Here is a 15,787-nt window from a genome sequence, read left to right on the forward strand (position 1 = left end):
CCTACTCTTAGGCGGAGCCTTCCTTACTCGCGGCAGAGCCGCAATGAACAGCATTTCCAGCCAGAGCCTGGAAACGAGGTTTGAAAAGGGTTTTGGCTTAAGTTGACACCAGCAATGCTGTGCCCCTGCACCTCGCGATATAATCTTGTACTGCATCTGAATGGGAACCGAAGCGCTGTCTAATACGAAGTTAGCAAAAAAAGCCATAACAGGTTCTAACTGGCTCAATTGCTCATCGGCGCAAAGAATTTGCAATGCCTGTTGCACTTTGCTAGAGATGTTACAAATTATTTGGTATCGTCTTGAACTTTTCTACTGACCCCAAAGAATAATCTTCTAACTTAAAATCAGCAAAAGGCTTCTTTTGTAACCTATCCCGTAATGCCTCATCCAGAATTAAACCTGCTGATTTTTTTTTAACCCCAATGATTATAAGACTTCTCTGATATTTAGTTAAATCCTGATTTCCTTGACAATCACTCCGTTGAAATTGTCCTAAATTTAATATTCGATAACCTTTGACGCTTGGTGTATTAATAAATAAATTTTTCACTAAAAATTGTATTTGTTTAGAACGTTCTAAAGCCATACGTTCTTGAACTGCTATATCTGCCTTACAAGAAACTGTGCCTACAGCGATAATTTCGCTAGGGTCTTCCATTATATTCTGGATACCTTCTTGTTCTAGGTTCAACTTTAAAAGGTCTAAACTAATAATTTCATCATTATATTTAATTTGAAAATTGCTACCTAAAAGCCATTTATATTTTAGTGATAAAACAGCTATATTAAATTCGGCTACCTTCCCCTGACTATCCCTACCTTCTTGATAAGGAAAATAATCAATTTTACCTTTTTTTTCAGGAGATTGTTTGTAATTTTGCATCCCAGTAAATTTTGATGTTCGTGTGGCTAAAGCCACTATACTAAGTAATCCTAATATCACTAACAGGACTGCAAAAAATGCCAGTAGTGGTACTTCTTCTGGCTGTTTATGTGGAGTCAATGAAGTTTGAGTAATTGGTGGTAGCAATTGCTCGACGTTACAATCTTCTACTAAATTAATGTTTTCAGGAGTAGTTTCTGTTAGTTGAGTTTCAATTTCTTCTAGGCGCTGTAAAATTTGCTGAGTGTTGGCAGGACGCTTTTTTATATCCGGTGCTGTTAGCCAATCAATTAAATTCAATAGTAAAGGTGAGATATGGATGGTATGATTTTGCCAGTGCAATAAATTGTGCTGGACATCATACATATCTAAGGGATGGTGTCCCGTCAGCAAAAATACAAAGGTGCGTCCCAAGGCAAAGAAATCTGATTGCGGTACTGCTTGACCATTCATTTGTTCTGGGGCGCTGTAGCCAGATGACATCAGTGCTGTCATCCCGTCGCCATTGCTGAGTTTGTCTGGGTTGGTTCTGCCAATTTCAGTGGCGGTGCCAAAATCAATCAGTACCAAATCCCCCCAACCCTTCCCAAGGGGAGAGCGAATCATGATATTAAATGGCTTAATATCTCGATGCAGGTACTGTTTAGCATGTACTAAATCCAAAATTTCTAGCAATTGTTTTAACCAGGCTATAGCTTGTTCCTGTGAAATAGGGTAACTCTGGTGCTGCTGTAGCCACTGTTCTAAGTTGTAGCCTTCGATTTTTTCCATTGCAATGCAATGCAGCACTAAACCATTTCGGGTTTGATACTGGAAGTAACTATCCTCCTTGGGAATACCGGGATGCAAGAGGTGTCCCAGCACAGTTACCTCTTGCTGAAATAGTTCTACTGCTTTGGCATCGTATGATACGTCTACTTTAAGTATCTTAAGGATTTTGGGGGTATCTTGTTCGTATGCCTCATAAACTTTACTAAACCCTGTTTTGTCGCTCAACAGGCATGTCACCCGATAACGTCCTAGCAATTCCAAATGGGAACCACAACTTTGACAAAAGCGGTTTTGATGATTATTCGGGTGATTTGGTTTAGGGCAAACGGGATTGATACAAAGGCTCATGACTGGCTTATCCGTACTTGAAGGGGAACGTAGACGCAAAAGGGTTTGTCGCTAAACATCGTTCCTATTAATTCTTCTGTTGCCGGATGATAATCCCGTCCAAATAATCATGAGATTTTCTATTTGTGTTCTGCCAAGAAAGCTGCTACAGTTTGGTTAAATGGTTCTGGTTGTGTCAAAAACGGCCAATGATTGCCGGGAACTTGGCAGATGCGTAAGTTTTTAAGATAGGTTTTGTAGGGTTTAATTTGCCAATCTTGGCGGTTCAGTCCTTGTTCTGGTTGGACGAAGATGGCAGGGATGTGAAGAGGAATTGTAAAACCAGGCACTTGCATTACTGCTTCAAAAATACCGTCGCGGGCGGCTATGGTAAATTTGCTGCCCCAACTACCATCAGGTTTTTGTTCTATTCCTGCTTGGAAAACTTGCTGCTGTAAGGAACTCCATTCTTGATATTGCTTTAATTGGCGTGCTTGTTGTTCTGCTTCTTCATGACTGGCAAAGGGGCCCATGCTTTTGAGAAAAGGCAAGAAGCGATACAACATGGGAAAAGTTACCTTGAGAAGGCTGGGCATTTTCCAGATGAAAATTGGATCGACCAGAATTATACTCCGCAAACGCTTTGGGTTTTGCCTTGCCCAGATAGCGGCTAATTTGCCTGTCCACGAATGACTTACAATATGGGCAGAAGTCCATCCGAGATGATCCATGAGTGCTTCGAGGTCTGCGATCGCACTTTCAAAACTATAATCTTTCTCAGGCTTACTACTTTGGCCATGTCCGCGCATATCTGGTGCAACTATGTGGTAGTCTGCCGCTAAGTAATCTCCTAAACTAGACCAAACTAGAGCATGGTCGCCTAAACCGTGTAACAGCAGTAAAGGTTTTTGACCTTGGTTCCACTCTAAATAAGAAAGTTGGATATCAGGCTTTAATAAAGTTTGACGTACAGGCATGATTGCACATCCACTAGTGAAGAGATAGTTTGGCGTTTATATAGTACTGCCAAAGAAGATGGGAAGACTGTTTTTTGACCGTGACGAGAAACCTACGCTAACGCCAGTCGCCTCAAGTCGGGAAACCTGCCCACGGCGCTGGCATAACGCACCCTACTAGCTAAATTCGGCATTTAAGTTAAAAAATTTAGATTTATCTGAATATTTCAGATTTAAGATACCCCAGCGTTGGTTTTTCAACTCATTGCGTCTTATCTCTAAGATTTTTTTCTTATAATCACGATTTTTTTCTTATAATCATGATTTTTTTCTTATAATCATGATTATTTTCTTATAATCATGATTATTTTCTTATAATCATGATTTTTTTCTTATAATCACGATTTTTTTGTTAGTAACATCGTGCTTGTCGTTAATATTGCTGAAGTTAATATTACACTTACTAGTAATTTTTGTGGATTTTACTGAGCCAAAATCTAGCCTTAGTAAGGCAAGCTAGCTCTAGAACACAATTAAAACAATATATGTATGCCTCGTCAAAAACGTACATACCGCGCTCTAGAAAAAGCTGAATTAAGAGTTGCTGGACTCAGAGCAATTAATCCTGATATGGATTTTGGAGATGTTCGCAACTTGCAATATATAACACAAATAAGTCAGCAATTACGCACAAAAATTGATGCTTATAACACTGCTCTATCTGTGATTGACTCTTCTAAAAGTGAGATGGATGAATTGGAAAAAACTTTAACTGACCTCACTGATAAAATGCTAATTGCAGTTGCATTTACCTACGGTACAGACAGCAGTGAATATGAAATATCAGGTGGTATTCGCAAAAGCAAACGCACCCGCAAAAGCAAGATAACACCCTTGAAGGCAACTCCAAAGGAACCAGCCAGTGATAACACTAAAACTGCATAGTCTCGTCTGTATTTAAAGTACACGATTAAAGGCACAAGATTGTTCTTTGATGCCCACTTATAGCAATTTTCAGGTAATTAATATATAGTAGGGTAGCACAACTAGCTGTGTCACCCTAGAGGAGATTGTGTTTCAAATAGATAAAAAGAGACTTATGCTCATTGGCGATCGCAGAACAAATTGTTGCAGAAAGGCAACAACGAGGTGAATATAAATCATTGATTGATGTAAAGCAGCGTACTGGATTACCCTTTACTACTTATCGTCACATAGTTTAAAGATTATAGCGGTTCCCATATCTCGTTCCCAGTCTCCGACTGGGAATGCCTAATGAGAGGCTCCGCCTCAAGCGGCAGAGCCGCAATGAAAGAGCATTTCCAGCCAGAGGCTGGAAACGAGGTTTTAAGATCATGTCTTGACAAGGGTTTTACGTTAAGTTGACACCCATAGACATTGCCGTGCTTCTACGGGTATACCTCATATAAACGAGAACCGCTATATCAGAACGATGAATTAATAATTAGTTCTAACTCCCCACTCCCCAACCTTTTTCCAAGGGAGTTTGACTGTAAATCGACTACCTTTCCCTAACTGACTTTCGGCATGGACAGTCCCACCATGCAACTCAACAATTTTTTGCACCATTACTAATCCTAAACCAGTGCCTGTAGAACGATCGGTAGAGGAATTTTCAACTTGCACAAAAGGTTGAAATAATTTGAAAAGGTCATTGGAAAGCATACCAATACCCGTATCTACTACGCTGAAAAAGATATATTCATTTGTGGAATTTGGCTGGACTTCAATCCAAACTTTGCCTCCTTGTTTAGTAAACTTGATAGCGTTAGTCAACAGGTTGATAAATACTTGGCGAATGCGGCGTTCATCAACTTGGATGGGTTCGAGTTCTTCAGGGACTTGTACACTCAGTTGGATATTTTTTTGAAAGGCTAGATGTTTGACAAAACTGAGACTAGAGTCACATAATCCCTGAATCGAAGTAGCAGCTAGTTGTAGTTCTATCTTGCTGGATTCGATGTCGGTAAGCTCAAGGATTTGGTCAATCAATTCTAGTAAATTCTTACCGCTAGATTCGAGCATATTTAGATACTGGCGCTGTTCTTGACTTACAAGGCCGTACACTTGATCTTGCAGTGCCTCTGTGATCCCAAGAATGGAGCTTAAAGGAGTCCTCAGTTGATGGCTGATGTTTCCTAAAAAGGTGCTTTTGGCACGATTTGCCACTTCGGCAGCTTCTTTAGCCTCATGCAGAGCGGATTCTGCCCGTTTGCGATCGCATACTTCTAAAGTCAGGGCGACAAATTCCGCGATTGAGCTAACGAAGTTTTGCTCACTCAAGTCCCATGTCCGGGGAGTCTCAATCTGCTCATACAATACTGTTCCTACTACTTCGCCCCCAACCCAAATAGAGGTATTAATTAGGGATATAATATTCTTTGGTTCTAGCAATTCATCCGATAATTCTTGTACTCGTAGATCGGTGCGAGTGTCGGTGACGACGATGGTACGGGCAGATACCAAGGCTTTAAAGTAGATGGGATAATCTGCAAGGTTGCGTTCTAAACCTGCCGAATGTATCTGGTTGCGACGTTCATAGAGACTTATACATTGTAATTTGGTGCGTTGGCCATTGAATAACCACACACCCACTCGTTCTACTTCTAAGGCATTTGCTGCTTTTTGGGTGATGATTTTGAATGCTGTTTCCAGATTTCCTTCTGAAATCGCCCTGTGATTTGCCAGTTCTGCTAGTGCTTGATTATGCTGGCCCAATCTTCGCTCACTGTTAATCCGTTCTTGGATCTCTTGCTTTAATTCTTGAGTTCGCTGCTTAACTTGCAATTCTAACTCTTCATTTTTGGTAGACAATACACTAAAGGTTTTGCGTAATTGCTGCATCATCTCGTTGAAAGATCCACCCAGCACCTCTAGTTCTTTAATGCCCTGTACTATCACCACTGAGTCTTCGCTATTGGTAAAATCGGCTAAACCTTTTGTTGCGGTGCTGAAGTTGAGAATTGGCTGAGTTATCCACCGGGCGGTGACAATTCCCAGTAAAGTAGCTAGTCCCAATCCTGCCAAACAGAGAAAAATTGTGGTTTGAGTGTTGCGATCAATTTGTCCGATCAAGTCTGCTTCTGGGACAGCCACTATAATCAACCAATTGACATTTGGTTCGCCCTGTAACGGTCTAACTTCTAAAAATTGTCGTTTGCCGTCAAAGAAGAAATCCAATTGCTGTAAACTTTGAATCTGGTCAAAGTTACTAAATTTAGTTGCTAAATATTTAGCGCTTGCTTGAGTAAAAGAATTCCCGCTCTGAGAAGCTGCTAACCGAATGGGTTTACCATTTTGGACGCGGAATGGTTCTTCCGTTGTGGAACTTGCTACTAATAGCCCCGATCGCTCGATAATAAAAACTTGCCCAGTGCCAACTTTAATATTTTGCAGCAAATCCCCAATCTGTGATATATGAGTTAGAGTGCTGTTGACTCCGAGTAATTCACCTTGGGAGTTATATATAGGAAGAGAAGCACTAATTAGAAGCGTTGGTTCGGTGAGGGGTGTAAAAATCCGACTAAAGCTGAATTTTTTGGCGGTAACTGCTGCTTGATAATCAGGATGCGATCGCGCATCATAGTTTTTGATCACCTCTGGTAGTTGGGTACGTTGACCTTGACGGTCAATTCTGTAAGTGTAGAGGTCGTACCCAGTTGACTTATCGGCAAATCTTAGCAAAAATTGGCGATCGTTGAGTTTCTGGATTGCTAAGTGTTCTTGCTGTTCATTGCTTGCCGTTAAAGCGATCGCATCAGGAAAAATCTCTAACTGCTTTATTAAGTATGACTCCCAGGTTGCAAGATTTTCCATCTTCAGCAAACCGATGTCAATGACATTTTGATTAGTACTTAGTATTTGACGCGGGGTTGAGAGATAAGTCTGTAAATTCTGCTCTACTCGATTGGCGACTTGATGACGCAATTCGCTGGCTACCTCATTGACTGCCTTTTGCCCGTTATTAATTGATAAGTATGCAGTTAATCCCCCAGCTAGCAAGATTTGCAGCAGAAACAACGCTACCAGGATGCGACTTAGGGGTACGCCTTTAAATAGGGAAACACTACTTTTTCCAAAATTTTTGTTCATCTGCCCACTTCCCCTGCTCCCGCTGACTGTCCTGTAGTACTGAGTACAACACCTCGACTTGGCACTCGTGTGGGCTTATGCATAGTTTGTACTCCGTCGGATCAAGTGCCAATATACCATTTATGGCAAAAGAACAAAACATTACCCCGTGTGCAACTTTCTCTCAAATTTAACCCCCAACCCTAACCCTTGTAGCGTTGGGAAGCATGAATCAAAACCAAAACTCTTAAAGTGGAGATCAGATAATAATTTCAGCAGTTAAATATTCAGGCAAAGCCTCGATGAATGCATTCCCATGCAGAGTATGGGAACGAGGAAAAGGCTCATCAAGTTAGAACACCACAATTCAGTAATCCTGGAATAAGCGACTTCCAAATAAAAAATGTCCCAAAACTGACGCAAAAACCCTCTCATTTTTCCTCTCTCTGTGTTCTCTGTGTCTCTGTGGTTCGTTTATTTGGATAATTTATTTCTTGGAAGTCCCTAACCTCTCCTTATACCCCTCTTTTCGTAGGAGAGAAAAGTTGAGCTAACCCTTCCCTACTAGCGTTGGGGACTGGGGGGTTAGGTTTTTGATTACTGAATTGATGCTCTAGGTTGATATAAACCGGATTGAATCTGATCCCTTCTTGCTAATTTCAATTAAAAATAAAAAACAAAAATAATTTCAGATTATACTGCCTGTTTGTCAGTGCGATAAATTATATTCTAAAGCTGATGAATATGAAAGAAATTGCTCAAAAAGCCGATCAATTCGTTTCTGGTTGAAATTTATTATTTGTAACTTACGTTATTAAGTAAATATAACTCTAGACAGATGAAATTTGAAACGTTACTGTTATTAGTAACGTATTTTTTCTGTGTTTAGGCAATATTTAAGTCTAGGCGCTAGAGAAAAGGAGTTAATCACTAAAAGATTACTCCTAATTGTACTGCATCCTACCCACAGCAAGCATCAAGACATAGGTTTTATTACTCATGCTCAACGTATCCACTCACAATTCTCATCAAAATCAGCAACTGATTGACACTACTGACTGGAACGTTATTGAAACGAAGTTTGACCAGACGCAGTTGCACCACAAAGAAACCGTCTTCACCCTTAGTAATGGGTTCTTAGGAGTGCGGGGTACGTTTGAGGAAGGGTATTCGCAGGATTTACCAGCTACACTCATCCACGGTGTTTATGATGATGTGACAATTGCTCATACCGAACTTGTGAATTGTCCCAACTGGCTGCCATTGGTAGTGAAAGTAGCAGGCGAACGCTTCAGCATGGACAGTGGTGAAATTCTCAACTACGAACGTCGGCTTGATCTGCGTTTAGGTTTAGTTAGCCGTGATCTGCGGTGGCGTAGTCCTAATGGTCATACCCTCGATTTTCACTTCGAGCGTTTTGCCAGTTTAGCAGATCAACACGTTTTGGCGATTCGCGCTCAAATTACATCTGTAGACTTTGAGGGTGAAATTACCGTTGAAGCAGGATTTGACAGCGAACCAGATACCCAAGGCATCAAACATTGGCGAACTTTAAACCAAGGTGGCATAGATCAGATTATCTGGCTAAATAGTCAAACCCTCTACTCAGGTATTGAACTTGGGATGGCTGCTAAGTTAGTTGTAGATGGTGAAGAAACTACACCCGTGGGCATCAAAAATGCTTCTAGTTCTCCCGCTTTAACAACCACCTTTGAGTTATACCCAGGAAAAACGGCAACTGTCGAAAAGATTGTCACCCTGTTTACTTCACGGGAAATAGAAGTCCCGATCGCAGCCGCCTTAGAAAGACTCGCTGATGAACCCAGATATACTACCCTATTGGCAGCTCACATTGTTGCATGGGATCAAGTGTGGCAAGACAGTGACATTATTATAGAAGGCGATCGCTTGGCTCAGTTAAGCGTTCGTTACAATCTCTTCCAATTACTAGCTGTTACACCGCGTCACGATAACCGGGTGAGCATCGCTCCCAAAACCCTCTCCGGTTTTGCCTATAGCGGACACATCTTTTGGGATACGGAAATATTCATCCTGCCGTTCCTCACGTTAACTCAACCAGCCCTAGCGCGTAATTTACTCACCTACCGCTACCACACCTTACCAGGAGCTAGACGCAAAGCTCAAGAAGCAGGTTATCAAGGGGCGATGTTTGCTTGGGAAAGTGCTACCACTGGTGATGAAGTGACTCCGCGCTGGGTGCCAACTCCCAACGGTGAATTAATCCGCATCTGGTGCGGTGACATTGAAGTGCATATCACTGCTGATGTTGCCTATGCAATTTTACACTACTGGCAGAATACCAACGATGATGATTGGATGCGGGATTATGGCGCGGAAATTATCCTTGATACGGCTGTTTTCTGGGAAAGTCGGGTGCAGTGGAACCAAGAGCGCCACAGCTATGACATCCTAGATGTGATTGGCCCTGATGAAAATCACGATCGCGTCGATAATAATGCTTTCACCAATCTTATGGTTCAGTGGCATTTACAGTCAGCTTTGGCGCTGTGGGACTGGCTCAAACAAGCTTACCCTGAAACCTCAGCCCAACTGGGGCAAAAACTCAACTTAACCACAGAGCGTTTGCACCGTTGGGTGGAAATCCAAGAGCGTCTATTTATCAATGAAGATATCCAAACAGGTTTAATTGAGCAGTTTGAGGGCTTTTTCCAGTTAGAAGAGATTAACTTCGCTGATTATGAACCGCGCAGCAAATCTCTGCAAGGTTTGTTGGGAATTGAAGCCACAAATCAAAAGCAGATTCTCAAGCAGCCAGATGTATTGATGCTTCTGTACTTACTGCGCGATCGCTACGATCATAATACCCTTACCACCAACTGGGACTATTACACCCAGCGCACCGACCACAGCTATGGTTCTTCACTAGGCCCAGCCATTCACGCCATCTTAGCTTGCGACCTTAATCAACCAACCGAAGCCTATATGCACTTTCTGCGATCGGCCTTGGTAGACTTGGAGGATGTGAGGCGTAACGCAGGCGAAGGAATTCACGCCGCCAGTGCTGGAGGAGTATGGCAAGCGGTAGTTTTCGGGTTTGGCGGGATTCGGATGACTCAATTTGGCCCCGTTGCCTGTCCCAACTTACCACCTAACTGGACGCGTTTGAAGTTTCGCCTGCAATGGCGTAACGAGTGGTATGACTTCGACTTACAAGCCGAAACAGAAGTCAAAGTTCCCACCTTGGCAGATACACGCTCATAAATTTAGTGGGGTTATCTTCGACTTGGATTGGAGTTTTAACCGATAGCTAAGAGTTTCATTAGTAAAAGCGACAGTTTAAAAGTTGATTCTTGTGAGGTTGTCCGTCTACTTGCCAACGATACAGCGGTTTTGAATTGAAAACCGCTGTATTGACTAAAAAAGGGCGTTACTGAATAGCCCGCCTTTGACCAAATAATTATGAATTCATAATTCATAATTCATCAATTATGAATTACATTGATCTGTTCTCTGTGCCTCGGTGGTTAAATAAAAGACTTTTAAACCACAGAGACGCGGAGCGCGCAGAGAGAAAAAAAGAGATTTTTCGAGTTACGTTGAAAGGGCTACACCTGAATCTTTAGCAATATTTATAGAAGTCAAAGTCGAAACTTCGTATTTTACTTTTAGTATTATTGTTTCTTGCTTAGAGATGTAATCATAAATAAAAGATTATATGAACTATAGATTTATTGCTATTTAATAGTACTTACTTAGATAGTTGGCTGCGATACATAAACTTTTATTTATACCTGCAATATAATATTTATTTAATAATTTGCCTTTCGGAGTTAACTATTTTGTTTTAAAAGCAAGTAAACTAATTTGAACAAGGGAAAGTTACCTCCTCGGTAGATTTCAATCAATTAATATAAGTCATTAGGTTTATTAAAGATAGTTTATATTGCCTTTTCTTCAAAGAAAGGTTGAATTGGCACGACTATCATAGCTTGATATATCTATTGATAATGCAAGATAAATTTGTTTATCTTTGCCTAATTTGTCATAGCTATAAACAATAAAATTCATTTTGAAGGAGACTTGATGACAGAATTTTTTAACAAAATTTCCCGCCGCAAATTAATCTTAACTGCGGGAGTATCTGCGGGTGCTGTGTTCCTGAAAGGCTGTTTAGGAAATCCACCTGAAAACCTTAGTGGTAATAACTCTCAAGCTGTCCCAACTGCTCAGACAGTTGCTAATATTAGCCCTGAACAAAAACCAGAAACTACGAAAGTCAAGCTGGGATATATCCCGATTGTAGAAGCTGCTCCTTTAATTATTGCTAAAGAAAAAGGCTTTTTTACTAAGTATGGTATGACTGATGTTGATCTTTCTAAGCAAGCTTCTTGGGGTTCAGCACGGGACAATGTAGAAATTAGTTCTGCGGGGGGTGGTATTGATGGCGGTCAATGGCAAATGCCAATGCCGCATTTAATTACAGAAGGTTTAATTACCAAAGGCAATCAAAAAATTCCGATGTATGTGCTATGTCAGTTAATTACACATGGTAACGGAATTGCGATCGCCAATAAGCACCAAGGTAAAGGTATTGGTTTGCAGCTTGCTAGTGCTAAATCTCTGTTAACGCAACTCAAATCCTCAACACCTTTCACAGCTGCATTTACCTTCCCCCATGTCAACCAAGATTTATGGATTCGCTACTGGTTAGCCGCAGGCGGCATAGACCCTGATGCAGATGTCAAGCTGCTTACAGTACCTGCGGCTCAAACTGTCGCCAACATGAAAACAGGAACAATGGATGCCTTCAGTACAGGCGACCCCTGGCCATATCGTCTTGTTGAAGAGAAAATTGGCTACATAGCAGCATTAACCGCAGAGATTTGGAAGAATCATCCTGAAGAATACTTTGCCATGAGAGCTGACTGGGTTGATAAAAATCCCAAGGCAACGAAAGCGATACTCAAGGGCATCATGGAAGCACAGCAGTGGTTGGATAATTTTGATAACCGCAAAGAAGCAGCACAAATTCTGGCTGGACGAAATTATTTTAATCTTTCCTCAGCGGAAATTCTTGCAGCTCCATATCAAGGCAAATATGACATGGGAGATGGGCGCAAAATTGATGATAAATCAATGGCAGCTTATTACTGGAAAGATGAGAAAGGTAATGTTTCTTATCCCTATAAAAGTCATGATTTATGGTTTATAGTCGAGAACGTCCGTTGGGGATTTTTACCAGAAGATTACATCACGAATAATGCTGCAAAAGCTAAAGAGCTAATCAATCAAGTCAACCGTGAAGATATTTGGAAAGCAGCTGCTCAAGAAGCTGGTATTGCCGCTGCTGATATTCCTACAAATACATCTCGCGGTGTAGAAGAATTTTTTGATGGCATCAAATTTGACCCCGAAAAGCCAGAAGAATATTTGAAAAGTCTCAAAATCAAAAAAGTTTAGTAGAGACGCGATTAATCGCGTCTGTACAAGCCAAAGGACGCGATTAATCGCGTCTGTACAAGCCAAATGACCAATGATAAATAATCAAGAGAATAAAGCATCATGACAATAGCCCAAAAACGCCCTGTAACCCCTAGATTTAATAACAGCTTTATATCTCGTCTGCAAAAGCAATTTCCTGACATTGTACCGCCAACGATCGCAATCCTCATCTTCCTGATTCTTTGGCAACTGTTCGCTTTCACTCCCGGTGCGACATTACCAGGCCCAATACAGGTTATTCAAGATACCTGGGTACTAATTTTCTGGCCCTTTTATGACAGAGGTGGCATTGATAAAGGTCTGTTTTGGCAGATTTGGGCCAGTTTACAACGAGTTGCTATCAGTTATACCCTAGCAGCGATCGTTGGTATTGGCTTGGGCATTTTGATTGGGGTAAATAAAACCATGTCCAAAGCTTTAGACCCCATCTTTCAACTACTGCGGACTGTACCACCCTTGGCTTGGGTTCCTATTTCTCTAGCAGCCTTGCGACAAAACGAACCAGCCGCGTTATTCGTAATATTCATCACCGCAATTTGGCCCATTTTACTTAATACTGCCGTCGGCGTTACCCAAATTCCCCAAGATTACAACAACGTTGCCAAAGTCCTGCAACTTAGCCGCAAAGAATATTTTATTAATATTCTGATTCCTGCCGCTTTACCTTACATTTTCACCGGCTTGAGAATTGCAATTGGTTTAGCTTGGTTAGCGATTATTGCCGCCGAAATTGTTATGTCCGGTATCGTCGGAATTGGCTTTTTTATCTGGAATGCCTATCAAAATAACAACGTCAGCGAAGTGATATTGGCTCTAATTTATATTGGCGTTGTCGGTTTAATCCTAGATAAAATGATGGGTTGGCTTCAAAACAAGATTTTACCAGCAGAACAGAAATAGTCATTAGTCATTAGTCATTGGTTATCGGTCATTATTCATTTGTAAGAAACTAAGGAATAATGACCACGTACCAAAGACTAATGACGAAAGACAAAGGACAAAGGACAAAGGACAAAGGACAAAGGATAAAAAGAGTATGTTTGTAGCTGTTGACCAAATTGAAAAAGTTTTTGAATTAACTGGTGGTGGCAAATATATTGCCCTTAAAGGAATTGACCTCCAGATAAAAAAAGGAGAATTCGTCTCATTAATCGGTCACTCCGGTTGCGGCAAATCTACGCTATTAAATATGATTGCAGGTTTGGATTTGCCCACTGAAGGTCTTGTGACTTTAGAAGGACAAAGAATCATCAAACCAGGCCCAGACAGGATGGTAGTGTTCCAAAATTATTCGCTACTACCTTGGCGGACAGTTAGAGAAAATATTGCCCTAGCGGTAGATTCAGTAATGAAAGGCTTGCCAGCCCATGAACGCCAAGCGATTACTGAAAAACATATAGATATGGTGGGTTTGCGTCCCCATGCTGACAAACAGCCGGGAATGTTATCTGGGGGACAAAAACAACGAGTTGCGATCGCTCGCGCTTTAGCAATTCGCCCCAAGTTGTTACTATTAGATGAACCCTTCGGTGCATTGGATGCACTCACACGCGGTAATTTGCAAGAACAACTCATGCAAATCTGCGAAGAAAATCAAGTCACTGCTGTGATGGTTACTCATGATATTGACGAAGCGGTGCTGTTGTCTGACCGAATTGTGATGCTAACCAATGGCCCTGAATCCAAAATTGCGGAGATTTTGGAAGTGGATATTCCTAGACCCCGCAAACGGATGGAAGTTGTAGAACATCCCAGCTATTACAGTTTGCGGAGTGAAATGATTTACTTCCTCAATCAGCAAAAACGCATTAAGAAAATTCGGGCACGAAAAACTGCGGATATCGCTCGTCATGGATTGGAAAAAGTTAATCTAGAAATTGGCTTTTTGCCACTGACTGCTTGCGCCCCGTTAGCTGTTGCCAAAGAGAAAGGTTTCTTTAGCAAGCATGGTTTAGATGAAGTCAACCTCGTGCGGGAAAGTAGCTGGCGCGGCATCGTTGATGGCATGACTGGCGGTTACTTAGATGCGGCTCAAATGCCTTCGGGAATGCCGATGTGGTTAACACTGGGAGGACATAATAACCAACCCTTGCCTGTTGTCACCGCCCTTACCATGACTCGCAACGGTAACGCCATTACCTTAGCAAAACGTTTTTACGACCAACGTGTACAAACCTTATCAGACTTCAGAAATCACCTGATTCTCACCCGCGAACAAAGACACACAATGGGGGTAGTACATCCTGCATCTATGCACAACTTGCTACTGCGTTACTGGCTAGCGGCTGGAGGAATCGACCCCGATGGCGATGTAGATATGAAGACCATTCCCCCAGCGCAGATGGTAGCCGACTTAAAAGCTGGAAGCATTGATGGTTACTGCGTCGGCGAACCTTGGAACTACCGCGCGGCTGTGGAAGGTGTCGGCTTTACCATCGCTACCGACTTAGAAGTTTGGCTGGGACACCCCGGTAAAGTTCTTGGTGTGCGAGAAGATTGGGCAGAAAATTATCCAAATACGCATATCGCCTTAACCAAAGCTTTGTTAGAAGCTTGCCAGTATTGTGCAAATCCCGATAATTCCCAAGAGATTCGGGAAATCTTAGCAGGGCGAGAGTACGTCAGCACTGATTTAGAATACATTCAACTCGAAGATCCAGATAGTCTTACCTGTGACTTAGACCATCCGTTGCGGGACTATGCCCATCACCAGTTTTATTCTGAGTCTGCCATTAACCGCCCCAGCCGCACCGAACAAATTTGGATTATGAGTCAATTGGCGCGTTGGGGTGACACTCCGTTTCCCAGAAATTGGGTAGAAGTTGTGGAAAGGGTATGCCAAGTTCGTGTCTTCAGTACCGCCGCACGGGAATTAGGTTTAGATATTAGCTACATTCGCCAACCCATCAAACTGTTCGATGGTACTCCCTTTAACGCCGATGATCCAATAGCGTATCTCAACAGTTTGAAAATTAAACGTGATTTTTCAGTCGCGGAAGTTGTTCTTGATGCACCTAGAAGAAGACTCGCTTCATAAAAAAATTGTGAAAGAAAGAGGGAGTGGAAGAAGTAGGATATCAGGCGCGAGTTTTTGAACTCGATTAATGAACCTCTGAACTCCATTAATGAGCCTTTGAACTCCATTAATGAGCCTCTGAACTCGATTAATGAGCCTTTGAACTCGATTAATGAGCCTTTGAACTCGATTAATGAGCCTTTGAACTCGATTAATGAGCCTTTGAACTCGATTAATGAGCCTTTGAACTCGATT

At 41.8% G+C, this 15,787-nt stretch carries 8 protein-coding genes and 2 pseudogenes; 6 read left to right on the forward strand and 4 right to left on the reverse strand.

The window, feature by feature from the left end:
• Window positions 1–147: 147 nt before the first annotated feature.
• The 3 genes and pseudogenes from V7K46_RS32125 to V7K46_RS20375 all read right to left on the reverse strand — a co-directional run.
• Window positions 148–273: pseudogene (locus V7K46_RS32125) on the reverse strand (transposase); the annotation flags it as partial.
• 7 nt (window positions 274–280) lie between these two features.
• On the reverse strand, window positions 281–2,005 hold the full coding sequence (locus V7K46_RS20370) for a serine/threonine-protein kinase (protein WP_335116240.1): 1,725 nt from the start codon (window positions 2,003–2,005) through the stop codon (window positions 281–283).
• A 119-nt stretch (window positions 2,006–2,124) separates the two neighbouring features.
• Window positions 2,125–2,961 (reverse strand): alpha/beta fold hydrolase, encoded by an 837-nt coding sequence (locus V7K46_RS20375; protein ID WP_335116242.1) that lies wholly within the window; start codon window positions 2,959–2,961, stop codon window positions 2,125–2,127.
• Between the two features lie 528 nt (window positions 2,962–3,489).
• Here V7K46_RS20375 and V7K46_RS20380 point away from each other — a divergent pair.
• On the forward strand, window positions 3,490–3,885 hold the full coding sequence (locus tag V7K46_RS20380) for a hypothetical protein (protein ID WP_335116244.1): 396 nt from the start codon (window positions 3,490–3,492) through the stop codon (window positions 3,883–3,885).
• Between the two features lie 513 nt (window positions 3,886–4,398).
• Here the strand turns inward: V7K46_RS20380 and V7K46_RS20385 are convergent.
• Entirely contained in the window at window positions 4,399–7,053 is a 2,655-nt protein-coding gene (locus V7K46_RS20385; protein ID WP_335116246.1) for an ATP-binding protein, read from the reverse strand.
• A gap of 978 nt (window positions 7,054–8,031) precedes the next feature.
• Here V7K46_RS20385 and V7K46_RS20390 point away from each other — a divergent pair.
• The 5 genes and pseudogenes from V7K46_RS20390 to V7K46_RS20410 form a co-directional block, all read left to right on the forward strand.
• Window positions 8,032–10,275: a glycoside hydrolase family 65 protein gene (locus V7K46_RS20390; protein WP_335116248.1), complete on the forward strand. Its 2,244-nt coding sequence runs from the start codon at window positions 8,032–8,034 to the stop codon at window positions 10,273–10,275.
• An 822-nt stretch (window positions 10,276–11,097) separates the two neighbouring features.
• Window positions 11,098–12,474 (forward strand): CmpA/NrtA family ABC transporter substrate-binding protein, encoded by a 1,377-nt coding sequence (locus V7K46_RS20395; protein WP_335116250.1) that lies wholly within the window; start codon window positions 11,098–11,100, stop codon window positions 12,472–12,474.
• 102 nt (window positions 12,475–12,576) lie between these two features.
• A complete protein-coding gene (gene ntrB / locus V7K46_RS20400; RefSeq protein ID WP_335116252.1) occupies window positions 12,577–13,416 on the forward strand; it encodes a nitrate ABC transporter permease in 840 nt (279 codons plus the stop codon).
• Window positions 13,417–13,552: 136 nt separating this feature from the next.
• Window positions 13,553–15,553 (forward strand): ABC transporter ATP-binding/substrate-binding protein, encoded by a 2,001-nt coding sequence (locus V7K46_RS20405; RefSeq protein ID WP_335116254.1) that lies wholly within the window; start codon window positions 13,553–13,555, stop codon window positions 15,551–15,553.
• 54 nt (window positions 15,554–15,607) lie between these two features.
• Window positions 15,608–15,787, forward strand: a pseudogene (locus V7K46_RS20410) (hypothetical protein); the annotation flags it as partial.

Source organism: Nostoc sp. (genome assembly GCF_036917395.1).
GTDB lineage: Bacteria > Cyanobacteriota > Cyanobacteriia > Cyanobacteriales > Nostocaceae > Nostoc.